This window comes from Actinokineospora auranticolor, assembly GCF_002934265.1.
Classification (GTDB): Bacteria; Actinomycetota; Actinomycetes; order Mycobacteriales; family Pseudonocardiaceae; genus Actinokineospora; species Actinokineospora auranticolor.
The window spans coordinates 298430-321671 of the sequence record NZ_PTIX01000006.1 but is presented as its reverse complement, the minus strand read 5'-3'; the positions used below and the strand labels follow the sequence as shown (position 1 = coordinate 321671).

Sequence of the window (23242 nt, the reverse complement as noted above, 5' to 3'; positions counted from 1 at the left end):
CCCCGCCCGTGATCAGAGGTCTCCCTCGGCCGCCGCCCGCACGCGCCGGGCGGCCCGGACCCTGCGGAACAGCCGCAGGCCCACGAGGAGCACCAGCACGCCCGCGGCCGTACCGGTGACCGCGACGGTGATGCTGCCGTATGAGGTTGAGTTGAGTTCAACCTGGGATGACTTGCCGAGGGGGGTCCCGCTGTCGGTGGTGAGCCACACCGTGACCACGAACTTCCCGGCCCGGTTGATCTTGGCGGGCAGGTAGCGCGGTATGCCCGACTTGGCGGGGATGCGCACGATGGTGTCCGATGCCGGTTTGATCCCGGGGGTGTTGCTGACGTTGATCCGCGCCCGGACGACGACCGGCAGGCCGTTGTTGATGAACACCGGCAGCGGGCTGTCCGCCGAGGCCAGCGACAGCGGCCGACCCGGGTCGCTGAGCGACACCTGCGCCAGCAGCGCGGTGAGCTGCTCGTTGACCGCGCCGGTCGCCCGCTGCGCGCGTTCGGGGGCGGCGCGGTAGGCGGTGGAGCTCGCGCGGACGAGCCCGTAGTGCATCGGCTCGATCAGCTCGGCCGGGGTGACCTGCCGGGTGGGGTCCTCGAAGAGCACGTTCTGCACCAGGTCGCGCTGCACGCCGTCGAGGCGGGCGATCTCGCTCGTGACCGGGGCGGGGACCTCGGCGGTGCTGTCCTGGGCGTTGTAGTCCAGACCGGTCGCGGTGCCCTGGTCGGCGCCGTCGATGAGGGTCTGCAGGCTGAGCGGGCGGATGAAGCCCTGGTTCTCCAGCGACTGCACGGTCTGCAGGAACACCGCCAACTCGGCGGCCGTGGCCGACCAGCGGCGCGGCGGCGCGACCAGCACGGACTGCCCGGGCACGGACTGGTAGCCGCCGCGGAAGACGAGGGTGGCCAGGCCGTTCTGGATCGACGACGTGCGCACGCCCGCGTCGTCCACCCGCGGCTGCGGGGCCAGCGAGGAGGCGACGAGCTGGTCGTACGGGATGGTCCGCAGGTTCTGGCCCAGCGTGTACGGCGACGCGCCCTGCGCGCCCTGGATCCGGGACGCGTCGGCGATCACCGTGGTGCGGTGCGCGCCCGCGAGGCCGGTCAGGGTGCGGGCGTCGAGCGTGCCGCCGTCCGGCCAGACGGCCCCGGCCAGCGGCTTGGTGCCCAGCACGGACTCGACCACCGACGACTCGGCGAGCGCGGTGTCGAGCAGGCCGGTCGTGCCCGCGCGGGTCAGCGCGGCCAGGTCGGCGTCGGCGTAGGGCAGGGCGATGACGCACTGGCCGCGGGTCAGCTCCTTGACCCGGTCGAGCCAGAGCTGGGCGCTGCCCGCGCCGCTGCCGTCGAACACCGTGCCGTCGGGGGCGCGGACCTGGTAGCCGGTGGTCATCGCGTTGACCGTGTCGAGCAGGTCGGGGTCGACGACGAAGCACAGCGACCGCAGCAGCGACGCGTCCCCGGCGGCGGCCGTGCGCACGGTGTCGACCAGGCTGAACAGCCTGCCGCTGGACAGCGAGGTGGTCAGGCTGTCGTCGGCGAAGACGGTGCGGCTGCCGTCGGTGGGGGTCTCGACCCGGCGGGGTCGGTCGTCGATGAGCGGCCACAGCACGCTCAGCTGCGTCGGTTGCGCGGGCGGGCTGACGGCGCCGCCGTCGGGTACCGACAGCACCGGCAGCAGCGTGCTCAGCGCGCCCAGCCGCTCGGTGCGGCCGTAGGCGGGCACGCCGTTGAAGTTCAGCACGACCGGGTAGATGCCGGGCCGGTCCAGCCGCAGCGCGCCCTTGGCCGGGCCGAGCGGGACGGTGACGGTGAACGGCACGACCTGGCGGGGCCCGAGGTCGGCGGTGATCTTCTGGAACGCCGAGCTGACCTTGGGCCGGTTGACCGCGTCGATGCGCTGCGGGTCGGCGATGGCGGCGCGCAGGCCGTCCTCGGTGTCGAGCACGTCGCCGCGCTGCACCCGCACCTCGACGTCGGCGATGCGCCGGTCCTCGGTGTTGGTGATCCGGCCGCTGATGGTCAGCGTCTGCGACCCGGCCTCCACGACCCTGGGGGCGACCTGGTCGACGTCGACCAGTAACCGCCCGGCTGCCGCCGTCTCGGCCCGCCCGGACGGCGGGGCGGCGAGCAGGACGAACACCGCGGCCAGTGCCGCGTAACCGGCACGGCGCAGTTGTGTGATCAAGGCTTCTCCCCAGCCATCGGGTCAGGCCCGGCCAACTTCAGGTAGGTCCGACTCCACCGGATCGGGTGAAAGCGGATGCTCGGAGAGTAGTTGCCGCGCCTTCCGCACGAGCCTGCGCTCGTCGGCGTAGGCGAGTCGGGCGTCCAACTCGTCGAGCGCCACCCACGCGACCTCGGTCACTTCCAGGTCTTCGTCGGATAGCTCGAAAGAGTATGCCCGTAGCAGGAAGTGGTGAACGGTCTTGTGGATGCGCCGGGTGCCGTCGGCGATGAACCAGTAGTCGATGGTGCCCAGCGGCCGGATGACCTCGCCGTCGATGCCGGTCTCCTCGGCGACCTCCCGGACGGCGGTCTGCTCGGGGGTCTCCCCCGGCTCGATGTGGCCCTTCGGCAGCGACCACAGCAGCCGTCCGCGCCGGTCAAGCCGCCCGATGAGGGCGACCGAACCGGTCTTGGGGTCGATGACGAGGCCGCCCGCCGAGGTCTCGTCCACGGTGGTCAGCCTGCGCCCGCGTCGGCGGAACCGGCGCCCGGAACGGGCACCGCGGGACCTGCCGGACGACGGGGGCATGTCCGCGATGGTAGTGCGATCGGCCCAACCCGGGTTGGTACGGCGCAGGCACCTGCTCCGGATGCGCTGGACCCGCACGGGTTGTGTGCGGATACGCTCGTCCATCGTGTCCCGAACGCCCGATGCCACCGCGGCCGCGCAGAACGCGGTCGTGGAACTGCTCCGCGTCTCCCCCGTCGCCGACGACCTCGCCGCCCGCTTCACCCAGGCGGGTCACCGCGTCTACCTGGTCGGTGGCAGCGTCCGCGACGCGATGCTGGGCAGGCTCGGCAACGACCTGGACTTCACCACCGACGCGCGACCGCCGGAGGTCATGAAGCTGGTCAGCGGCTGGGCGGACGCGGTCTGGGACACCGGTATCGCGTTCGGCACGGTCGGCGCGGCCAAGCGCGGCGCGCAGTGCGAGATCACCACGTTCCGCTCCGACGCCTACGACCGGGTCAGCCGCAACCCCGAGGTCCGCTTCGGCGACTCCATCGAGGCCGACCTGGTCCGCCGGGACTTCACCGTCAACGCGATGGCCGTCGACCTGGCGACCCGGACGTTCATCGACCCGCACGACGGCCTCGGCGCGCTGGCCGCGCGGGTGCTCGACACCCCGGCCACCCCGCAGGAGTCCTTCGCCGACGACCCGCTGCGGATGCTGCGCGCGGTCCGCTTCGTCGCGCAGCTCGGCTTCACCTGCGCGCCGCGGGTGCTCGCCGCGCTGACCGAGATGGCCGACGAGATCGCCCGGATCACCCCGGAGCGGGTGCAGGCCGAGGTCAACAAGCTGATCTGCGGGCCGCACGCGCGCGAGGGGGTGCGGCTGCTGGTCGACAGCGGCCTGGCCGCGCACGTGCTGCCCGAGGTGCCCGCGATGCGCCTGGAGATCGACGAGCACCACCAGCACAAGGACGTCTACGAGCACTCGCTGGTCGTCCTGCAGCAAGCGATCGACCTGGAGGAGGACGGCCCGGACCTGGTGCTGCGGCTGGCCGCGCTGCTGCACGACATCGGCAAGCCGGACACCCGCAGGCACATGGACGGCGGCGGGGTGAGCTTCCACCACCACGAGGTGGTCGGCGCCAAGCTGGTGCGCAAACGCTTGCGGGCGCTGCGGTACTCCAAGGAGGTCACCGAGGACGTGGCCCGCCTGGTGTTCCTGCACCTGCGTTTCCACGGCTACGGCAAGGGCGAGTGGACCGACTCCGCCGTCCGCCGCTACGTCACCGACGCGGGCGACCTGCTGTCCCGGCTGCACAAGCTGGTCCGCGCCGACTGCACCACCCGCAACCGGCGCAAGGCCGCCGCGCTCCAGCGCACCTACGACGGCCTGGAGGAGCGCATCGACCGGCTGGCCGCCGAGGAGGACCTGGCCAGGGTGCGGCCCGACCTCGACGGCAACGAGATCATGCGGCTGCTCGACATCCCGCCGGGTCCGCTGGTCGGCCGGGCGTGGACGCACCTCAAGGAGCTGCGGCTGGACCAGGGGCCGATGTCGCGGGCGGACGCCGAGGCCGCGTTGCGTTCGTGGGCGCGCGCGCAGGGCCTAGGCGTGGTCGCGGCTGACCAGGGCGAACCCGGCGAGGCCGACGAAGTAGCAGGCACCGGCGGCGAGCACCAGGCCGGGTGAGCCGCCGTCCGGCGCCACCACCAGCGCGGCCAGCGCGACCGACGCGACCTGGGCGACGTTGACCAGGGTGTCGTAGAGCGCGAACACCCGGCCGCGCAGCTCGTCGCCGACGTCGCGCTGCACGGCGGCGTCCACGCACAGCTTCACGACCTGCCCGGCGAAGGACATCAGCAGCGCGGCGGCGAGCGTGGTGGGCATGGTCAGCGGCAGCCCGAGGCCGATCACGGTGACCGCGCCGAGCAGCAGCCCGCCCGCCAGCGTGCGGCGCCTGCCCAGCGCGGTGACCAGCCGGGCGGTGACCAGGCCCGCGATGAGGATGCCGACACCGACCAGGGCCACCGCCTCGCCGAGCCCGCCCATGCCCTCGCCGAAGCGGAAGCGCATGAGCAGCACGACCATCAGCAGCGCTACGCCGAAGGCCATCCGGTGGGCCATCAGCCCGACGAACCCGGCCAGCACAGTCGGTGTGCGGACGGCGGCCCGACCGCCGTCGAACAGGCCCCTGGCCACCGCCACCAGCGGCTGCGCGGGCTCGTCGACCTCGTCCGGGCCGAGGGCGCCCCGGGTGAAACGGCTCGCGAACCAGGCCGACGCGATCGAGCCGAACACGGCGAACCCGGTGGTCAGGCCCGAGCCCAGGTCGTGGTCGCCGAACAGCGCCCGCAGGCCGACCGCGCAGCCTGCGCCGATCACCGCGATGACCGCGCCGAGCGTCGTGGCCAGCGCGTTCGCCTCGACCAGGTTGCGCACCGGCACCACGTGCGGCTGCGCAGCCGACAACCCGGAGTTGACGAACCGGCTGACCCCGATCACCACCAGGGCCAGGGTGAACAGCACGGTGCCGCCCGCGCCGGTGGCCACCGCCAGCGCGGCCACCAGGATGAGCAGGCCGCGCACCGCGTTGGCGAGGACGAGCACCCGGCGCCGGTCCCAGCGGTCGAGCAGCGCGCCCGCGAACGGGCCGATGATCGAGTAGGGCAGCAGCAGCGCGGTGAACCCGGCCGCGATGGCCAGCGGGTCGGCCTCGCGCTCGGGGTTGAACAGCACGGCACCGGCCAACCCGGCCTGGAACAGGCCGTCGCCCCACTGGGCGGAGAACCGGGTGAAAAGCAGCCTGCGGAAACCGCCCATCGCCAGCAGGGCCCGCGCGCCGATGCGCGTGTGGTGTGCCTCTTGGTCGATACCGGTTGGGGCCGTGCTCACAACGCACGAGCCTAACCGGGCCGGGGACCGACCAGTGACCGGTCGTGTTCCCACGTTCCCGCTCCCCCGACGGCGGCTACCCGTCCACTCGCCGCACGGCGGGGAGCACACGGCCCGCCAAGTCGGGGCCGGACCGAGCGGGATGAGGAGTGCCAGGTCGGGACCGTGCCGGGCGGGGGCGAAGGGTGCCGGGTACGGGCCGGTGCCGGGTGGGGATGAGGGGGTGGGTGGTGGGGGAAATACAGATGGGCGGCCCGTGAGGGCCGCCCATCCTGGCCGACACCCGGTCGCCTCACGGCGAGTTGCGCGACGTGGCTCCAGCCGAGCGGTATTCCACGAAGGCGGTTCCAGTTGAGCCCGGGGGACACGAAGGCACCGGCCGCTACGTCCAACGCGCGGTCCGGGCGGGTTGTTCCCGACTTCCCGGCTCTCCTCTCGCGGCCACCCGTCCGGATGGGATCATGTCGGCGTGCCGTCCGATGTCGACGTCGAACCGGGGACGCTGCTGGTCGCGGCGCCCAGCCTGCTCGACAACAACTTCCGCCGCACGGTCGTGTACGTCATCGACCACCGCGGCCAGGGCACCCTGGGCGTCGTCCTCAACCGACCGAGTGATGTGCCGGTCGACGACGTGCTGCCCAACTGGGGCCCGCACGCCACCCAACCGGGCTCGGTCTTCGTCGGCGGGCCCGTCGAGCAGAAGACGGCGTTGTGCCTGGCCGCCATGCGGACCGGGGAGAACCCCGACGGCGTGCGCGGCCTGATCGGCGTGCGCGGCCCGGTGGCCCTGGTCGACCTCGACGCCGACCCGGCGGCGCTGGCGCCGAAGCTGCGCGGCCTGCGCGTGTTCGCCGGGTACGCGGGCTGGAACGTCGGCCAGCTCGCGGGCGAGATCGACCGCGGCGACTGGATCGTGGTGCCCGCTCTGCCCGGTGACGTGGTGGCGCCCGCCGAGCAGGACCTGTGGGGTCGGGTGCTGCGCCGCCAGGGCATGCCCCTGGCGCTGCTCGCCACCCATCCAGGTGACGTTCGGGAAAATTAGCCCGCCTGCACCCGGGTGAGCACGTCGCAGCCGCCGCACTGGCAGCCCGCGCAGCCCGCCGGGAGCTCCGGCTTGGGCTCGGGCACCGCGGCTGCGGCCCGGTCGCCCAGCACGCCCGCGCCGAGGGTGATGACGACCAAGCCGACGAGGGCGATGACCGACACGGTCAGCACCGCCGCGGTGCCACCGACGACGAAGCCGACGACCGCGCCGAGCACGCCGACCAGACCCGCGACCAGCGTGGGCAGGCCCGCGACCTTGTTGGCTACCCGGAACGCCTCCGGGCTGCGCAGTGCGGCCGGGGTGCGCACGCCGCCGAAGCGGTTGCGGGGCAGGCGCTCGGTCAGGCCGAGGAAACCGATGGCGAGCAGCGGGAGGCCGGCCACCAGGGGCGCGAGCGGCACGAGGTTCACGGCTCGATGGTAGGAGGTCGTGCGAACGCCACCCGCCGGACACCCTGGTGCGGTGTGCTACCCGTCATGTCCAGAGCCATGGCCCTCGTCGGCGCCGCCGCCGTCACCGCGGTCGCCACCAGCCTCTTGACCGTCCCGGCGTCGGCCCACCCGGGTCACCCACGGCCCGGGGTCCGCCTGATCGGCGAGCAGCGGGTGCCCAACGGGTTGGTGTTCCAGGGCACCACCGTCGGCGGGCTCTCCGGCATCGACCGCGACCCCCGCACCGGCGGGTACGTGCTGATCAGCGACGACCGCTCGGACCGCCAGCCCGCCCGGTTCTACACCGCGCGCTTCGACGTGACCGCGCACGGCCTCGGCCCGGTGACCTTCACCGGCACGAGCCCGTTCCGCAGGCCCGACGGCGCCACCTACCCGCCGCTGTCGACCGGCGACGGCACCACCGTCGACCCCGAGGACATCCGGGTCGACCCGTGGACCGGCGACTACACGTGGAGCCAGGAGGGCGAGCGGCGCCCCGGCGTGCTGATCGACCCGTCGATCCGCACCGCGCGCCGTGACGGCACCTTCGCCCGCGAGCTACCGCTGCCCGCGAACCTGAGGATGACCGCCGACCGCGGGCCCCGGCAGAACCTCGTGCTCGAGGGCCTGACCTACGCCGCCGCGGGCACCCTGGTCGTCTCCACGGTCGAGGGACCGCTGCTGCAGGACGGCCCCGAGGCCACCCCCGAGCACGGCGCGCTGTCGCGGATCGTCGTGCAGACCCGCGAGGGCAGGCAGCTCGCGCAGTACGCGTACCCGCAGGAGCCGGTGTTCGCCAAGCCGGTGCCGGCGACCGGGTTCGCCACCACGGGCGTCACCGCGATCCTGGCCGTCGACCCGCTGGACCCGAGCCGGTTCCTGGTGCTGGAGCGCTCGTTCGTGACCGGTGTGGGCAACAAGGTGCGCGTCTACCTCGTCGAGACCGCCGGGGCGAGCAACGTCGCCAACCGCGACCTCGCCGACGCGACCGGGGTGCGGCCGGTGCGCAAGCGGCTCGTGGCCGACCTGGCGGACCTTGGTCTGTCCACTCTGGACAATATCGAAGGGATGACGTGGGGCCCGACCCTGCGCGGTGGTGAGCGGACGTTGCTGCTGGTCAGCGACGACAACTTCGCCGCGACCCAGGTCACCCAACTGGTTGCACTCGGGGTCCGTCTTGAGACCCGGATGCGAAACGGACTCGACGTGGCGAGTAGGCTGGGCGGGTGAGCACGGCCCGTCTGCTCCTTAGTCGGCCGCGCTAGCCAACCAGGTTGGTGAGCGCGGCAACCCCTCATGCCCATCGGGCTGGGGGGTTTTCGTTTTCCCGGGTCGGACAGGGTCGAGACAAGCGCGGAGGGACACCACCATGAGCGACACCGAGCAGCAGGAGTCGGTGCCGAGCCACCGGTACACCGCCGCGCTGGCAGGCGCGATCGAGCAGCGCTGGCAGCGGTACTGGGAGGAACACGGCACCTACCAGGCGCCGAACCCGGTCGGGCCGCTGGCGGGCGACGTGCCCGCGGACAAGCTGTTCGTGCAGGACATGTTCCCGTACCCGTCGGGCGCGGGCCTGCACGTCGGCCACCCGCTGGGCTTCATCGGCACCGACGTGTTCGCCCGCTACCACCGGATGAACGGCCGCAACGTCCTGCACACGATGGGCTTCGACGCCTTCGGCCTGCCCGCCGAGCAGTACGCGGTGCAGACCGGGCAGCACCCGCGCAAGACGACCGAGGACAACATCGCCAACTACCTGCGGCAGATCCGCAGGCTGGGGCTGGGCCACGACGAGCGCCGCCGGATCACCACCAGCGACCCGTCCTACTACCGCTGGACGCAGTGGATCTTCCTGAAGATCTTCCACTCGTACTACGACGAGGCCGCGGGCAAGGCGCGCCCGATCAGCGACCTGGTGGCGCAGTTCGAAGCCGGAGAGCGCGCGACCCCCGACGGCCGCCCGTGGGCGGAGCTGAACCACGCCGAGCAGCAGGCGGTCCTGAACGAGCACCGGCTGGTGTACCTGTCCGACGCCCCGGTGAACTGGGTCCCGGGCCTGGGCACGGTGGTCTCCAACGAGGAGGTCACCGCCGACGGGCGCAGCGAGCGCGGCAACTTCCCGGTGTTCCGGCGCAACCTGCGCCAGTGGATGATGCGGATCACCGCCTACGCCGACCGGCTGATCGACGACCTGGACGGACTGGACTGGCCGGACAAGGTCAAGGCCATGCAGCGCAACTGGATCGGGCGCTCGCACGGCGCCCGGGTGCGGTTCGCGGTCGGCGACGAGCAGGTCGAGGTCTTCACCACCCGCCCCGACACGCTGTTCGGCGCGACCTACCTGGTGCTGGCGCCGGAGCACGCGCTGGTCGACGCGATCGCCACCGCGGCCTGGCCGTCCGATGTGGACAGCCGGTGGACCGGTGGCGCGGCGACCCCCGCCGAGGCCGTGGCGGCCTACCGGCGGGCCGCGTCGATGAAGTCGGACCTGGACCGGCAGGAGAACAAGGAGAAGACCGGCGTCTTCACCGGCGCCTACGCGACCAACCCGGTCAACGGCGCGCGCGTGCCGGTCTTCATCGCCGACTACGTGCTGATGGGCTACGGCACCGGCGCGATCATGGCGGTGCCCGGCCAGGACCAGCGCGACTGGGACTTCGCCGCCGCCTTCGGCCTGCCGGTCGTGCGCACCGTCGAGCCCACCCCCGGCTTCGACGGCGAGGCGTTCACCGGCGAGGGCCCGGCGGTCAACTCCGGGTTCCTGGACGGCCTGGACATCGGTGAGGCCAAGAAGGCGATCATCGCCTGGCTGGAGGAGCACGGCCACGGTCGCGGCACCATCCAGTACAAGCTGCGCGACTGGCTGTTCTCCCGCCAGCGCTACTGGGGCGAGCCGTTCCCCGTGGTCTACGACGCCGAGGGCACCGCGGTCGCGATCCCCGAGCACCTGCTGCCGGTGGAGCTGCCCGAGGTCGACGACTACTCCCCCAAGACCTTCGACCCGGAGGACGCCGACACCGAGCCGTCGCCGCCGCTGTCGCGGGCCACCGAGTGGGTCGAGGTCGAGCTGGACCTGGGCGACGGCCCCAAGACCTACCGCCGCGACACCAACACCATGCCCAACTGGGCCGGTTCCTGCTGGTACCAGCTGCGCTACGTCGACCCGGACGACCCCGACCGGTTCTGCGCGCCGGAGAACGAGCGCTACTGGCTGGGCCCGCAGTCCCCTGGCGACCCCGGTGGCGTCGACCTGTACATCGGCGGCGTCGAGCACGCGGTGCTGCACCTGTTGTACGCGCGGTTCTGGCAGAAGGTGCTGTTCGACCTGGGCGAGGTCAGCGGCCCGGAGCCGTACCGGCGGTTGTTCAACCAGGGCTTCATCCAGGCGTACGCGTACACCGACAGCCGGGGCGTGTACGTGAACGCGTCGGAGGTCGTCGAGCGCGACGGCGGGTTCTTCCACGGCGACGAGAAGGTGCGCCAGGAGTACGGGAAGATGGGCAAGAGCCTGCGCAACGTCGTCACCCCCGACGAGATGTGCGCGACCTACGGCGCCGACACCTTCCGGCTGTACGAGATGTCGATGGGTCCCATGGACGTCTCCCGGCCGTGGGCGACGAAGGACGTCATCGGCGCGCAGCGGTTCCTGCAGCGGCTGTGGCGCAACCTGGTCGACGAGGAGACCGGCGAGCTGCGGGTCACCGACGCCGAGCCGGACGAGACCACGCTGCGCGCGCTGCACAAGGCGATCGCCGGTGTGCACGAGGACTACGCGAACCTGCGCTACAACACCGCGGGCGCGAAGCTGATCGAGCTGAACAACCACGTCACCAAGACGTTCCCCGACGGCGCGCCGCGCGTGGTCGCGGAGGGGCTGGTGCAGATGCTGGCGCCGCTGTGCCCGCACGTCGCCGAGGAGCTGTGGGCGAAGCTGGGTGGTGCCACTTCGCTGGCGCACGGGCCGTTCCCGGCCGCGGACGAGCGCTACCTGGTCGAGGACAGCGTCGAGTACCCGATCCAGGTCAACGGCAAGGTGCGCGGCCGGGTGTCGGTGCCCGCGGCCGCGTCGCAGGACGAGGTCAAGGCGGCGGCGCTGGCGGAGGAGAAGGTGGCCGCCCTGGTCGGCGACTCGACCCCGAGGAAGGTCATCGTGGTACCGGGCCGCCTGGTCAACATCGTTCTGTGACATTTCCTTCCGCCACCCACCCCCTCATCCCCGCCCGGCATCGTTCCCGACCGGGCGGGGATGCCGCGGAATTGAGGAGCATGTGGCGTCGCGTAGCGCCAGGGAGCTAGCAGCGACACGTCACAGAAGACCGGCGTCGCGCACCAGGCCGGTGAGCATCGACTCGAAGAGCGGCTCGCAGTCGGAGACCGGGTACGGGAACTGGCCGAACACCTCCAAGGCGACCTGCCCGTAGAGCCGTACCCAGAATTGCAGGATCACGTAGGCGGTCCCGGTGCCCAGGTACTCCGGCGGCACTTGGACGCCGGACTCGGCCATGGCCGCGAGCAGGTCGTCGCGGAAGTTCTCCATGTCCGCGACCAGCTGCGCGGGCACCTCGGCGTCGGCCTGGGCGAGCTGGAAGCCGTTGGCCAGCACGCGGCCCGCGACGGTGAGGAAGATCCGGCCGAAGGAGTCCACCGCCACGTCCCGGCCCGCGCGCTGGGCGCCGACCGGGCAGTGCTGACCCGGCTCGGCCGGTGAGGCGAAGACCATGGCGAACTCCTGCGGGTGGGCCAGTGCCCAGGCGCGGAAGCCGCGGCAGACCGCGAGCACCTGGCCGAGGTGGTCGGCCTCGTCGACCTCGGCCAGGTCCCCGCCGAGGTCGGTGCCCAGATCGGCGCAGATGTCCTGGCGCAGGTGCTCGATGAGGTCCTCGCGCGAGGTGTAGTAGCGGTAGAGGGCGGGCGCGGTGATGCCCAGCTCGCGGGCGATCGCGCGCAGCGTCACCGCCTGCGGCCCGTCGGCGACCAGCAGCGTCCTGGCCTGCTGTCGGATATCCCGGTCCGTCGCGGCGCGGCCCCGCTCGCGCCGTGTGGCCTGGGTCATCGCACACTCCCTTGTAAACGCTGTTTACCGAGCCCTATCCTGCCACTGCTGGGTGAACAGTGTTAACCGCGTTTCGGAGGGTGATTCGGCAGTGTTCTCATCGTGGGGGTCGGTCGTCCACCGTAGGCGCTGGCTGGTCCTGGTTGCCACTCTCGTCATCACCCTGGGCGGCGGCTTATGGGGCCTCGGCGTGTTCGACAAGCTGACCCAGGGCGGGTACGAGGACCCGGCCAGCGAGTCGGCCCGGGTCAACAAGATCGTGGAGGACGAGTTGGGGCAGAAGCCCGCCGACATCGTCCTGCTCTACACCGCGCCCGCGGGCAAGACCGTCGACGACCCGGAGGTCTCGGGCAAGGTCACCGCGGCCCTGGCCGCGCTGCCCACCGACGCGGTCGCCTCGCGCATCGACTACTGGACGGCCGGGCAGCCCGCGCTGGCCAGCGCGGACAAGCGCCTGGCCATGGCCACGATCGTGCTGGTCGGCGACAATTTCGACGCGCGGCAGAAGTCTTTCGCCAAGGTCGAGGACAAGCTCGCGATCGACGGGGTGCTGACCCAGGTCGGCGGCAAGGTGCCGACCGAGCGGGCGATGACCGAGCGGTCCAACTCCGACCTCGCGGTCGCCGAGGCCATTTCGCTGCCGGTCACCCTGATCCTGCTCGTGCTGATCTTCGGCAGCCTGGTCGCGGCGGCGCTGCCGGTGCTGGTCGGCGGTCTGGCGATCTTCGGCGCGCTGGGCGTGCTGCGGTTGCTGAGCCTCGGGCTCGAGGTCAACACGTTCGCGGTCAACGTCGCGACGCTGCTCGGGTTGGGCATGGCCATCGACTACGGCCTGTTCACCGTCGGCCGGTTCCGCGAGGAGATGGCGGCGGGCCGCACACCGGCGGAGGCCGTGCGGCGCACCGTGGCCACGGCGGGTCGGACGGTCGCGTTCTCGGCGACGCTGCTGGTCATCGCGCTCGCCGGGCTGCTGGTGTTCCCCATGGACTTCCTCAAATCGATGGCCTACGGCGGCATGTCCGCGGTGGCCATCGCCGCGCTGGTGTCGCTGACGCTGCTGCCCGCGCTGCTGGCCATCCTCGGTCGCCGCGTCGACAAGCTCTCGCTGCCCTGGCGGCGCAAGGAGCCCGGTGAGCCCAAGCTGCTCGGCCGGATCGCCGACGCGGTCATGCGCAAGCCCGCGCTGTTCGTCGCGCCGATCGTGGCGGTGCTGGTCGTGCTGGCCCTGCCCTTCGGCGGCATCGAGTTCGGCGGCTCCGACGAGCGCCAGCTGCCGCCCGGCGACCCGCACCGCGCGACCGCCGAGGCGATCACCGCCAACTTCCCGGCGGCGAGCAACAACACCGTGCGCGTCGTGCTGCGCGGCGCGAACGGCGCGCCGGACCAGGCGATCGTGCAGGCGTTCACCGACGCCGTGTTCCGGGTGCCCGGGGTGAAGGCGTTCACGCCGTCCGGCGCGGGTGGCAACACCGTCGTGTTCACCGCGCCGTTGGACGCCAACGCGTCATCGGACCGGGCGCGGCACGCCGTCGAGGGACTGCGCGCGATCCCGTCGCAGGCCGAGGTGCTGGTCGGTGGTTATCCGGCGCTGGTGGTGGACTCGGTCGACGGGATCGTCAGCCGGGTGCCGTGGATGGTCGGCATCCTGGCGGCGGCCACGCTGGTCCTGATGTTCCTGGCCTTCGGGTCGGTGCTGCTGCCGATCAAGGCCGTGGTGATGAGCGCGTTGAGCCTGTCGGCCACCTTCGGCGTGCTGGTGTTCGTCTTCCAGTACGGGCACGGCGCCGGGCTGCTCGACGTGACACCGCAACCGATCCAGGCCGGGATGCTCGTGCTGATCGGCGCGGTGGTGTTCGGGCTGTCCACCGACTACGAGACGTTCCTGCTGGCGCGGATGGTCGAGGCCCGGCACGCGGGGATGTCGACCGGCGACGCGGTGCGCACGGGACTGGTGCGCACCGGTCGGATGATCACCGCCGCGGCGCTGCTGCTCGGGGTGGTGACCGGCGCGTTCGGCATGTCGTCCTTGGCCAGCATGCGGTTCATCGGCCTCGGCATGATCATCGCCCTGGTCCTGGACGCCACCGTGGTGCGGATGCTGCTGGTCCCGGCGGTGATCAGGCTCTTCGGCGACGCGGCCTGGTGGGCACCGAAGTCGTTACGGCGCCTGCAGGAGAAGGCGGGGCTTTCGGAGGTCGAGTCCCCGCGCGAGTTGGAGAAGGTCTAGCCACCCGCCATTACGGCCACCGGCGCCGATCGCTCGGGGGGCTACGCGACCGGCGCCGGTGACAACTCCCGGCTCGCGCCGGGGCTTCGCACATCCCGATGGGATGTGTCACAACTGACGCACAGTGTGGCACTCCCGCTCCGCTCGGCTACCCGATCGTTCACACTTGCGCACGTTCGCTAATGGCAACGGCCGCTGACTAGGGTCAATGTCGTGGAAACCGCGATTGTGGTACTGGGCTCAGCGAACGCGGATCTGGTCGTCGAGGTCGCTCGGCGGCCCCTCGCGGGCGAGACCGTGCTGGGGTCGGACACGTGTGTGCTGCCCGGCGGCAAGGGTGCGAACGCGGCGGTGGCGGCTGCCCGGTTGGGCGGCGCGGTCGCGTTCGTGGGTGCCGTCGGAGGCGACGCGAACGGGGACCTGGTGGTGCGTTCGCTCGTCGACGCGGGTGTGCGCGTCGACCACGTGCGCCGGGTGGACCGGCCGACGGGCGCCGCGTACATCACGGTGACGCCGGACGGGGAGAACTCGATCGTCGTGTCGCCGGGGGCGAACGCGGCGTTGACCGCCGACGACGTGTGGTTGGGGTCGGCGCGGGTGTTGGCGGCGTCGTTGGAGGTGCCGCTCGCCGTCGTCGAACACGCGGTGGTGGCGGCGGAACGCGTTGGCGCGCGGGCGGTCGTGAACGTGTCGCCGGTCGCGCGGCTGTCGGCGGAGGCGTTGGCGGTGCTGGACCCGCTGGTGGTCAACGAACACGAGGCCGACGAGCTGGGTGACCTGTTGGCGTTGGGCGTGCGTTCGGCGGTGATCACGTTGGGTGCGCGCGGGGCCGTCGTGGTCGAACGCGAACGCGCGACCGAGGTGCCCGCGCCGCGCGTCGACGTCGTCGACACGACGGGCGCGGGCGACGCGTTCACCGGCGCGCTCGCGGTCGCGTTGGCCGGCGGGGCGGACCTGGTGTCGGCTGTTCGACGGGCCGTCGCGGTGGCGTCGGTGTCGGTGACGGCGTCCGGTGCGCAGCCGTCCTACCCGACGCAGGAGCGGATGAACAGGTCGGCGAGTTCACGGGCGTAGGCGTCGACATCGGTGTCGGCACCGTCCGCGCCGTCGACGCCGTTCGCGATCGTGCGGGCCACGACCCGGACGTCGAACTCGCCGAACACGCCCTCGCGTTGCCCCTGGACGAGTTGGCGTTCGAGCCTGCCGGTGCGGAAGTCGCGCAGCACCGGGGCGAACTCGGGCATGTTCGCGCCGATCTCGCGGATCGCCCGGACCTGGTCGGGGTGGGTGGTGAGCATGCCGACCAGGAACTCGATGTAGGACCGCAGCATGTCGACGCGGTCGGTGGTGCCGTCGAGCCGTTCGTTCATCCGGTCGTCGACCGCGCTGATGGCGGAGATCAGGGTGGTCATCATCAGGTCGGACTTGTCGCGGAAGTGGTAGGAGATCAGCCGGGTGCTGCTCAGCCCGGCGTGCTCGACGATCTTGGCGAACGAGGCGCCCGCGAACCCGTGCCGCGCCACCACCTCGACGGCCGCCTCCGCGATCTGCTGCCTGCGCGCCGCTTCGGTCACTGTTACCTGCATGAGTAAATAGTAACACGGCTGAGTAAAGTGGGACCATGGTTTCCATGGACCTGCCGGAGACCTCCCTGCCCGCGCACGGCACCCCGCGCGAAGAGCTGTTCGCCGACCTGCGCGCCCGCAAGTCCGCCGACGCCGACTGGCGCGCGGGCCGCACCTGGAGCCTGATCTACCCGGCGGGCGAGGACGTCGACGCGGTCCTGCGCGAAGCCCACGAGCTGTACCTGTACGAGAACGCCCTCAACCCGTTCCGCTTCCCGTCCCTGGCCGACATGGAACGCGAAGTGGTGGCCATGACGGCCGGGCTGCTGCACGCTCCCCCGGGCGCGTCGGGCTCGCTGACCTCGGGCGGCACCGAGTCGATCATGCAGGCGATCCGGGTCGCGCGGGACCGGGCCGCGGTCGAGTCGCCCGCGCTGGTCGTCCCGAGGTCCGCCCACCCGGCCTTCGCCAAGGGCGCCAAGTACTTCGGCCTCGAACTGCGCCAGATCCCCTTGGACGCCGCCCTCCGCGCAGACGTCTCGGCCGCCGCCGAGTTGATCGACGAGCGGACGGTGTTGGTGGCCGGTTCGGCGCCGAACTACCCGCACGGGGTCGTCGACCCGATCCCGGAACTGGCCGCCCTCGCCGCGTCCCGGGGCATCCCCTTCCACACCGACGCCTGCGTCGGCGGGTTCCTGCTGCCGTTCCTGCCCGACGCGCCCGCCTTCGACTTCCGCGTCCCGGGCGTGACCACCATGTCGGCCGACGTGCACAAATACGGCTACGCCACCAAGGGCGCGTCGGTGTTGTTGCACCGCAACGGCGACCACGTGCTGCAGTACCAGGCATTCCTCTACCAGGACTGGCCCGGCGGCCTGTACGGGTCACTGGCCCTGGCGGGCGCCCGCCCGGCGGCCCCGATCGCGGCGGCCTGGGCCGTCATGCGATACCTCGGCGTCGACGGCTACACCCGCCTGGTCCGGCGGATCATGGCCACCGTCGCCAAGATCCGCGCCGGCAGCACCGACCTGGGCCTGGAACTCCTCGGCGATCCAGCCGCCTCGGTCCTCGCCTTCACGGCTCCCAACATCATGGCCATCGGCGATGAGATGGACGACCGGGGCTGGCACCTGGACCGCCAAAACGACCCGGACGCCCTCCATCTCATGGTCTCCCCCGAACACGACCGAGTCGTCGACCGATTCCTCACCGACCTCCGCGACTCCGTCGACAATGCAGGCCAGTCCCGTGGGGTGCAGGCCCGCTACAGCTGACCCACCCCAACCGCACTGCGCTGCCGCCTGTCGACGATGTTGGCGATGGCCCCGACAGACACCCGAGGCGACAGGGCTTTGTCTCGGATCGCCCGGATGTCGCGGTCGTGGATGGCGATGTCTCCTGGTCGGTGGCTCCACATGGCGAACGGAGGCGGACCGCTGATCGCGAAGCGCAGGTCGCAGGAGTCCAGCAGCGTCCGCCGACTGTCGAACGCCGGAGGCGGCGCGGCCACGACGCGGAGTTCGATGTTCGGGCGCGCGGACAGCGCGGCGAGGTGGCGCAACTGGTCATCCGACGCCTGCTGGAGTGCGGTGTGCCCGACGAACAGGCCCACCGTCGCGGGTTGGTGACGCGTGAGGATTTCTTGGCGTTGCCGTAGCTCTTTGTCAGGCAGGCGGAACAGGTCGGGGATGATCTGGGGCGCGATGAACGTGAGATGGTCGGCGGCCTGCTCGAACTCCAGGTAGACGGCGTCCTGGTGCCTGCGCTCTGCCTCGGTGGTCGCGATCCAGTGCGGGGCGCTGGTATCGGTGGCGAGGGCCAGGGTGTCGGCGAACTGGCCACCGCAAACCCCGAGGGCACCGAGGAAGTGCGCGACCTGCTCGGATCGCGGCGTCCGGTGCCCCGTCTCCCACCTCGACAACGTCGGCATGTCCCGGTTGATCAGGTGGGCGAACTCCCGCAACGACCACCCACCCGCGCGCCGGGCCTTCCGCAGCGCCCACCCCAACGCCACCGCCTTCGGCGTCCTCGACACCCGGCACACCGGTGCCTTCACCTGCTCGTCGATCACCGCTGCCACCGCTTCCCGATCCGTCGACGCTGGTCTCGCGGTTGACCATCGCGGTGTGAACGCTCGGTGAGCAAACATGTGGTGACACCGCTCGCACGGTCTGTCACAGAGCGTCTAGCGTTGAGGTATGGGGCGCGAGTCCGAGGTTGTCTTGGCGCGGCGGCGGCAATTGGGGTTGCGGTTGGCCGCGTTCCGCCGGGCGGCCGGGCTGACACAGGCCGAGTTGGCCGAGCGGCTGCTGTGCGACAGATCGATGGTGGCCCACCTCGAACGCGGGCGTGGTCGAGGGACCGCCGACTGGTGGCGGGACGCCGACAAGGCATTGGCGGCGGGCGGCGTTCTCGTCGACGAGTACGGCGAAGCGGTCGCTGTCGCGGCCGAGGTGGTGGCTCGCGGGCGGGCGTCGGCGCTCGCCGAGGTTCAGGCGCAGGTGGGAGCGTTTCGGCAGGTGTCGTCGGATCCCCTTGCGGGTGATGACGAGTTGGCCTGGGAGTTGGCGCGGCGGGTGGCGGCCACTGATGTCTCCGGTGAGACGGTGGGGCGGCTGGAGCGGGCGTTCGACGGGTTGGCGGTGGACTACCCGAAGGCGTCCCCTGCGGCGTTGCTGGTCCGGCTGCGGGCGCACCTGGGATACGTCGCCGGGCTGCTGGACAAGCGGGCCACGCTCGACGAGCGTCGGCGGTTGGTCGTGGTCGGCGGGTGGATGTCGCTGCTCGCCGCGACCTGCCACGTCGACCTGCGCCAACGGCACGCGGCGGGCGCGTACCTGCGGACCGCCGCGAGCCTGGCCCGCCACGCCGGGCACGACGAGATCCGGGCCTGGTGCTACGAAACCGAGGCCTGGCGGGTCCTCACCGACGGGGACTTCCCGCGCGCCCTCGAACTCTCGCGCTCGGCCCGGCACCACGCCCCGGCGGGGAGTTCGATCGCCATCCAGGCCACCGCGCAGGAAGGGCGGGCGCTGGCCCGGCTCGGCGACCGGCGCGCGACCGCTCGGGTGATCAGCCAGGTGCACCGGCTCGTCGCCCCGCTGCCGACCCCGGACGCCGAGCACCACTACCGCTATGACCCGCACAAGGCCGTCGCCTACACCGCCACCACCCTCGCCTGGGCGGGCGACCCCGCAGCGGAGGCACACGCCCGCGAGATCATCGCCCGCCTCGCGCCGCCCGGGGACACCACCCGTTGGCCACGCCGTGCCGCGTCGGCACACCTCGACCTCGCGCTGGCACTGGCCAACGCCGGCCGCCACGACGAGGCCTGCCAGTGCGCGGTGCGCGCGATCGAGTCCGGCCGCATCGTGCCGAGCAACCTCTGGCGGGTCACCGAAGTCGTCGACCGGGTCGGCCCGAACGCGCGGACACCGGATCTCCAAGACGCCTACCGCAGGCTGCTCGACAACATCGCGCGATGACCTCGGCTGAGGCGAAGTCCGCAGTCCGGAGGCGCGTCTGGGGAGCGTTGACCGCGGAACGGGTTGTGCGGGACATCGATGTCTTCGGGCGGATTCCGGACTTCCTCGGTGCTGACCTCGCTGCCGACCGGCTTGCCGGTGTGGCGGGATGCCCGGGTGGTCAAGGCGACGCCGGACAAGGCGCAGGTGTCGGTGACAGTGCGCGCGTTGCGCGAGGGCAAGGTGGTCTACCTGGCTGTGCCCAAGCTCGCCGGAACCAAGCCCTTCTACCTGCTCGACCCTCGGCGACTCCCGGTTCCGCCGGAGGAGGCGGCCGTTCCCAAGATCGCCGCGCGAGTGGCGCCCGCGGTAGAGGTCGATGCGCTGGATCCAGTGGACTTGGCGGTGTGCGGCAGTGTGGCGGTGAGTCGGGGTGGGGTGCGTGTGGGGAAGGGGGCGGGCTACGCCGATCTGGAGTTGGCGTTGCTCGGCGAAGCCGGGTTGATCGGGGCCGACACCGTGATCGCCACGACCGTGCACGACCTCCAGGTGATCGACGGCGACCTGCCCGAGACCGAGCACGACTTCGGCATCGATCTCATCGTCACCCCGACCCGGACCATCACTTGCGACGCGCCTCGGCGGCGGCCGGGGTTGCTGTGGGAGCACCTGACCACCGACAAGATCGCGGCGATTCCCGCGCTGGAAGCCCGGCGGGTCAGGCGGGGCTGGCCTCGATGAGGGCCTTGCGGACGACCTGGATCAGCGGGTGCGTCTCCCGCCCCCGGCGGACCGCCGCGTAGACCTGGCGTTGGGGGGAGGGGGTTACCGGGCGGACGCGGTCGGTGGAGGTCAGGGTCGTGCGTGGGATCAGTGCCACGCCGACGCCCGCCGCCACTAGGGCGGCGGTGGCGGTGAAGTCGTCCGTGGTGTGGGTTACGCGGGGGGTGAAGCCCGCTTGGGCGCAGGCCGTCAGCAACACATCCCGGCAGGGGTTGCCGGGCAGCGGGACCACCCAGTCGTCGTCGGCTAGGGCGGGGAGGGGGATCTCGGGGTGGGCCAGCAGGGGGTGGCCGGGGGGTAGGACGGCGTTGAAGGGTTCGGAGTACAACGAGTCGAAGGTGGCTCGGTGTTCCGGGCCGTCGAGGGGGTTGTGCATGGAGACGGCGATGTCGATCTCACCGTCTAGGAGCATGGGGAGGCTCTGCTGGCCCTCGGCGTCGCGGACCAGGATGGTCACCGACGGCGCGAGGGCGCGCAGGGCGGTGATGGCGGGCGCGACGACCTGGGTGATCGCCGACGCGAAGGCGGCGACGCGGACCTGGCCCAGTTCGCCCGCTCCGTAGGCGGCCAGGCGGGCTTCCGCACGATCCAGTTCCGCCAGCACCGCGTCCGCGTGTTCCACCAGCAGCTCCCCCGCCGAGGTCAGCCACACCCGGCGACCTCGGCGGCGGAGGAGTTCCTGGCCGACCTCCGACTCCAGGGCCGCCAACTGCTGCGACACCGCCGACGGGGTCAGGTGCAGCGCGGCACCCGCCGCCGTGACGGTGCCGTGGTCGGCCAGGGCGCGCAGGACCCGCAGGCGTCGAGGGTCAATCACGCGCTCATCGTGGCAGGTCAGTCGGCCATCTTCGCCCGGGCGGTGATGAAGGCGTCGACGGCTCGGTTGACGTCGTCGGGGGTGTGGGCGGCCGACATCTGGGTGCGGATGCGGGCCTTGCCGTGCGGGACGACCGGGTACGAGAAGCCGATCACGTAGATGCCCTGCGCCAGCAGCAGGTCCGCCATCCGGGCCGCCTGCGCCGCGTCGCCGATCATCACCGGGATGATCGGGTGTTCGCCGGGCAGCAGGTCGAAGCCCGCCTCGGTCATCCGGGCGCGGAACAGGGCGCTGTTGTCCCGGAGCCGGGTCAGCAGCTCGGCCGAGTTCTCCAACAGGTCGAGGACCGCCAGGGCCGCGCCGGTGATCGACGGGGCCAGCGAGTTGGAGAACAGGTACGGCCGCGATCGCTGCCGCAGCAGCTCGACGATCTCCGCGCGGCCCGAGGTGTAGCCGCCGCTGGCGCCGCCGAGGGCCTTGCCGAGGGTGCCGGTGTAGATGTCGACGCGGTCGCCGACGCCGAAGTGCTCGGGGGTGCCGCGGCCGGTGGCGCCCATGAACCCGACGGCGTGCGAGTCGTCGACCATGACCAGGGCGTCGTGCCGCTCGGCCAGGGCGCAGATCTCGTCGAGGGGCGCGAGGTAGCCGTCCATGGAGAAGACGCCGTCGGTGGCGATGAGGCGGTAGCGGGCGTCGGCGGACTCGACGAGCTGCCGCTCCAGGTCCTCCATGTCGCGGTTGCGGTACCGCTTGCGCCCGGCCTTGCACAGCCGGATGCCGTCGATGATCGACGCGTGGTTGAGCTCGTCGGAGATCACCACGTCCCGGTCGGTCAGCAGCGTCTCGAACAGGCCGCCGTTGGCGTCGAAGCAGGAGCTGTACAGGATCGTGTCCTCGGTGCCGAGGAACGCCGAGATCCGCGCCTCCAGCTCCTTGTGCGGCGCCTGCGTACCGCAGATGAACCGCACCGAGGCCATCCCGAAGCCCCACTCGTCCAGCGACCGCTTCGCCGCGTCGACCAGCGCCGGGTGGTCGGCCAAGCCCAGGTAGTTGTTCGCGCAGAAGTTCAGCACCTCGTCCGGGCCGCCGACCCGGATCGCGGCCCGCTGCGGCGAGGTGATCACCCGCTCGGCCTTGTACAGGCCCGCCGCCCGGATCTCGTCGATGGTGCCGCGCAGGTCGTCGCGGATCGCGCCGTACATGAGTCTCCTAGCTCGTCCAGTCGAGGATGACCTTGCCGCACTTGCCGCCGCGCGCGGTGGCGAACGCCTCGGCGTAGTCGGTGTGCGGGAACCGGTGGGTGATCACCGGGGAGATGTCCAGCCCGGCCTGCAGCAGCACCGACATCGCGTACCAGGTCTCGAACATCTCGCGGCCGTAGATGCCCTTGATGGTCAGCATCTTCAGCACGACCGCGCCGAAGTCCACGGCGATCTCGCGCGCGGGCAGGCCCAGCATCGCGATCCGACCGCCGTGGGTCATGTTGGCGATCATCTCGCGCAGCGCCGACGGCTGACCGGACATCTCCATGCCGATGTCGAAGCCCTCGGTCATGCCCAGCTCGCCGGTCACCGCGGCCACCGGGGTCGCGCTGACGTCGAGCGCCACCGACACGCCGATCTTGCGCGCCAGCTCCAGCCGGTGCTCGCTGACGTCGGTGATCACCACGTGCCGGGCGCCCGCGTGCCGGGCCACCGCCGCGGCCATCAGCCCGATCGGGCCCGCGCCGGTGATCAGCACGTCCTCGCCGAGCACCGGGAACGACAGCGCGGTGTGCACGGCGTTGCCGAACGGGTCGAAGATCGCCGCCACGTCCGGGTCGACCTCGTGCCGGTGCACCCAGGCGTTGGCCTCGGGCAGCACCGCGTACTCGGCGAACGCGCCGTCGGTGTGCACGCCCAGGCCGCGGGTGTTCGCGCACAGGTGCCGCCGCCCGGCCAGGCAGTTGCGGCAGGCCCCGCACACCAGGTGCCCCTCGCCGCTGACCAGGTCGCCGACGGCCACCTTGCTGACCGCCGCGCCGACCTCCACGACCTCGCCGACGAACTCGTGCCCGAGCACCAGCGGCGCCTTGACGACCCCCGCCGCCCAGTCGTCCCAGGACTCGATGTGCAGGTCGGTGCCGCAGATGCCGGTCCGCAGCACGCGCAGCAGCACCTCGCCCGGCCCGGGCCGGGGGTCCGGGACCTCGGCCAGCTCCAGGCCGGGGCCGTGGGCGGTCTTGACCAGTGCTTTCACGTCGGCTCCTCCACGCGGCGGGTGGTGGCACCCGCCGGGCGGAGTCT

Annotated in this window: 19 protein-coding genes; 9 read left to right on the top strand and 10 right to left on the bottom strand. The window is 71.9% G+C overall.

Annotated elements, in window-relative coordinates; all coding sequences use genetic code 11:
• Positions 1–12: 12 nt before the first annotated feature.
• Complete coding sequence (locus tag CLV40_RS14235; protein ID WP_104479342.1) at positions 13–2184, bottom strand: DUF6049 family protein; 2172 nt, start codon at positions 2182–2184, stop codon at positions 13–15.
• A 21-nt stretch (positions 2185–2205) separates the two neighbouring features.
• A complete protein-coding gene (locus CLV40_RS14230; RefSeq protein ID WP_104479460.1) occupies positions 2206–2754 on the bottom strand; it encodes an NUDIX hydrolase in 549 nt (182 codons plus the stop codon).
• Positions 2755–2815: 61 nt separating this feature from the next.
• Here CLV40_RS14230 and CLV40_RS14225 point away from each other — a divergent pair, with 61 nt between their 5' ends.
• Positions 2816–4369 carry a CCA tRNA nucleotidyltransferase gene (locus CLV40_RS14225; protein WP_104479341.1) on the top strand — a complete coding sequence of 518 codons (1554 nt, stop codon included), beginning with the start codon at positions 2816–2818 and terminating at the stop codon, positions 4367–4369.
• Here the strand turns inward: CLV40_RS14225 and CLV40_RS14220 are convergent.
• Positions 4286–5500, bottom strand: a complete 1215-nt coding sequence (locus tag CLV40_RS14220) for an MFS transporter (protein ID WP_181043509.1) — start codon at positions 5498–5500, stop codon at positions 4286–4288. The genes CLV40_RS14225 and CLV40_RS14220 overlap by 84 nt on opposite strands.
• A 541-nt stretch (positions 5501–6041) precedes the next feature.
• Here CLV40_RS14220 and CLV40_RS14215 point away from each other — a divergent pair.
• Positions 6042–6614, top strand: a complete 573-nt coding sequence (locus tag CLV40_RS14215; RefSeq protein ID WP_104479340.1) for a YqgE/AlgH family protein — start codon at positions 6042–6044, stop codon at positions 6612–6614.
• Here CLV40_RS14215 and CLV40_RS14210 read toward each other — a convergent pair.
• Complete coding sequence (locus CLV40_RS14210) at positions 6611–7027, bottom strand: SdpI family protein (RefSeq protein ID WP_104479339.1); 417 nt, start codon at positions 7025–7027, stop codon at positions 6611–6613. The genes CLV40_RS14215 and CLV40_RS14210 overlap by 4 nt on opposite strands.
• Positions 7028–7093: 66 nt before the next feature.
• Here CLV40_RS14210 and CLV40_RS14205 point away from each other — a divergent pair, with 66 nt between their 5' ends.
• Positions 7094–8278, top strand: a complete 1185-nt coding sequence (locus CLV40_RS14205; RefSeq protein WP_104479338.1) for an esterase-like activity of phytase family protein — start codon at positions 7094–7096, stop codon at positions 8276–8278.
• 139 nt (positions 8279–8417) lie between these two features.
• Entirely contained in the window at positions 8418–11234 is a 2817-nt protein-coding gene (gene leuS, locus CLV40_RS14200) for a leucine--tRNA ligase (protein WP_104479337.1), read from the top strand.
• Between the two features lie 120 nt (positions 11235–11354).
• Here leuS and CLV40_RS14195 read toward each other — a convergent pair whose 3' ends face one another.
• Positions 11355–12101: a TetR/AcrR family transcriptional regulator gene (locus CLV40_RS14195; protein ID WP_104479336.1), complete on the bottom strand. Its 747-nt coding sequence runs from the start codon at positions 12099–12101 to the stop codon at positions 11355–11357.
• 91 nt (positions 12102–12192) lie between these two features.
• Here CLV40_RS14195 and CLV40_RS14190 point away from each other — a divergent pair, with 91 nt between their 5' ends.
• Positions 12193–14328 carry an MMPL family transporter gene (locus tag CLV40_RS14190; protein ID WP_104479335.1) on the top strand — a complete coding sequence of 712 codons (2136 nt, stop codon included), beginning with the start codon at positions 12193–12195 and terminating at the stop codon, positions 14326–14328.
• 213 nt (positions 14329–14541) lie between these two features.
• The gene (locus CLV40_RS14185) at positions 14542–15402 is read left to right on the top strand and encodes a ribokinase (RefSeq protein ID WP_245931275.1); all 861 of its coding nucleotides are present in this window, start codon (positions 14542–14544) and stop codon (positions 15400–15402) included.
• Here the strand turns inward: CLV40_RS14185 and CLV40_RS14180 are convergent.
• Positions 15354–15914, bottom strand: coding sequence for a TetR/AcrR family transcriptional regulator (locus CLV40_RS14180; RefSeq protein WP_104479334.1), 561 nt, complete (start codon positions 15912–15914; stop codon positions 15354–15356). The two genes, CLV40_RS14185 and CLV40_RS14180, sit on opposite strands and share 49 nt — an antisense overlap.
• 35 nt (positions 15915–15949) lie before the next feature.
• On the opposite strand from CLV40_RS14180, the gene CLV40_RS14175 reads away from it, so the two are divergent.
• Positions 15950–17167 (top strand): pyridoxal phosphate-dependent decarboxylase family protein, encoded by a 1218-nt coding sequence (locus CLV40_RS14175; RefSeq protein ID WP_104479333.1) that lies wholly within the window; start codon positions 15950–15952, stop codon positions 17165–17167.
• On the opposite strand, the gene CLV40_RS14170 is transcribed toward CLV40_RS14175, so the two are convergent.
• Positions 17158–17973: a Scr1 family TA system antitoxin-like transcriptional regulator gene (locus CLV40_RS14170; protein ID WP_181043492.1), complete on the bottom strand. Its 816-nt coding sequence runs from the start codon at positions 17971–17973 to the stop codon at positions 17158–17160. The two genes, CLV40_RS14175 and CLV40_RS14170, sit on opposite strands and share 10 nt — an antisense overlap.
• A gap of 118 nt (positions 17974–18091) precedes the next feature.
• Here CLV40_RS14170 and CLV40_RS14165 point away from each other — a divergent pair, with 118 nt between their 5' ends.
• Both CLV40_RS14165 and CLV40_RS14160 read left to right on the top strand, forming a co-directional pair.
• Positions 18092–19378 carry a helix-turn-helix domain-containing protein gene (locus CLV40_RS14165; RefSeq protein ID WP_104479331.1) on the top strand — a complete coding sequence of 429 codons (1287 nt, stop codon included), beginning with the start codon at positions 18092–18094 and terminating at the stop codon, positions 19376–19378.
• A 78-nt stretch (positions 19379–19456) separates the two neighbouring features.
• Positions 19457–20098, top strand: coding sequence for a 5-formyltetrahydrofolate cyclo-ligase (locus CLV40_RS14160; protein WP_245931274.1), 642 nt, complete (start codon positions 19457–19459; stop codon positions 20096–20098).
• On the opposite strand, the gene CLV40_RS14155 is transcribed toward CLV40_RS14160, so the two are convergent.
• The 3 genes from CLV40_RS14155 to tdh are packed head-to-tail and all read right to left on the bottom strand — an operon-like array spanning position 20076 to position 23195.
• Positions 20076–20957 carry a LysR family transcriptional regulator gene (locus CLV40_RS14155; protein ID WP_104479330.1) on the bottom strand — a complete coding sequence of 294 codons (882 nt, stop codon included), beginning with the start codon at positions 20955–20957 and terminating at the stop codon, positions 20076–20078. The genes CLV40_RS14160 and CLV40_RS14155 overlap by 23 nt on opposite strands.
• Before the next feature lie 17 nt (positions 20958–20974).
• Positions 20975–22159 carry a glycine C-acetyltransferase gene (locus CLV40_RS14150; protein ID WP_104479329.1) on the bottom strand — a complete coding sequence of 395 codons (1185 nt, stop codon included), beginning with the start codon at positions 22157–22159 and terminating at the stop codon, positions 20975–20977.
• A 7-nt stretch (positions 22160–22166) separates the two neighbouring features.
• Complete coding sequence (tdh, locus tag CLV40_RS14145) at positions 22167–23195, bottom strand: L-threonine 3-dehydrogenase (RefSeq protein WP_104479328.1); 1029 nt, start codon at positions 23193–23195, stop codon at positions 22167–22169.
• Positions 23196–23242: the final 47 nt, after the last annotated feature.

Bases quoted from the DNA above. Each gene is read 5' to 3' on its own strand.
- CLV40_RS14195 (WP_104479336.1), bottom strand. From the start codon at position 12,101: ATGACCCAGGCCACACGGCGCGAGCGGGGCCGCGCCGCGACGGACCGG.
- CLV40_RS14150 (WP_104479329.1), bottom strand. From the start codon at position 22,159: ATGTACGGCGCGATCCGCGACGACCTGCGCGGCACCATCGACGAGATC.
- CLV40_RS14175 (WP_104479333.1), top strand. From the start codon at position 15,950: ATGGTTTCCATGGACCTGCCGGAGACCTCCCTGCCCGCGCACGGCACC.
- CLV40_RS14205 (WP_104479338.1), top strand. From the start codon at position 7,094: ATGTCCAGAGCCATGGCCCTCGTCGGCGCCGCCGCCGTCACCGCGGTC.
- CLV40_RS14165 (WP_104479331.1), top strand. From the start codon at position 18,092: ATGGGGCGCGAGTCCGAGGTTGTCTTGGCGCGGCGGCGGCAATTGGGG.
- leuS (WP_104479337.1), top strand. From the start codon at position 8,418: ATGAGCGACACCGAGCAGCAGGAGTCGGTGCCGAGCCACCGGTACACC.
- CLV40_RS14180 (WP_104479334.1), bottom strand. From the start codon at position 15,914: ATGCAGGTAACAGTGACCGAAGCGGCGCGCAGGCAGCAGATCGCGGAG.
- CLV40_RS14220 (WP_181043509.1), bottom strand. From the start codon at position 5,500: ATGGGCGGTTTCCGCAGGCTGCTTTTCACCCGGTTCTCCGCCCAGTGG.
- CLV40_RS14230 (WP_104479460.1), bottom strand. From the start codon at position 2,754: ATGCCCCCGTCGTCCGGCAGGTCCCGCGGTGCCCGTTCCGGGCGCCGG.
- CLV40_RS14225 (WP_104479341.1), top strand. From the start codon at position 2,816: ATGCGCTGGACCCGCACGGGTTGTGTGCGGATACGCTCGTCCATCGTG.
- CLV40_RS14160 (WP_245931274.1), top strand. From the start codon at position 19,457: ATGTCTTCGGGCGGATTCCGGACTTCCTCGGTGCTGACCTCGCTGCCG.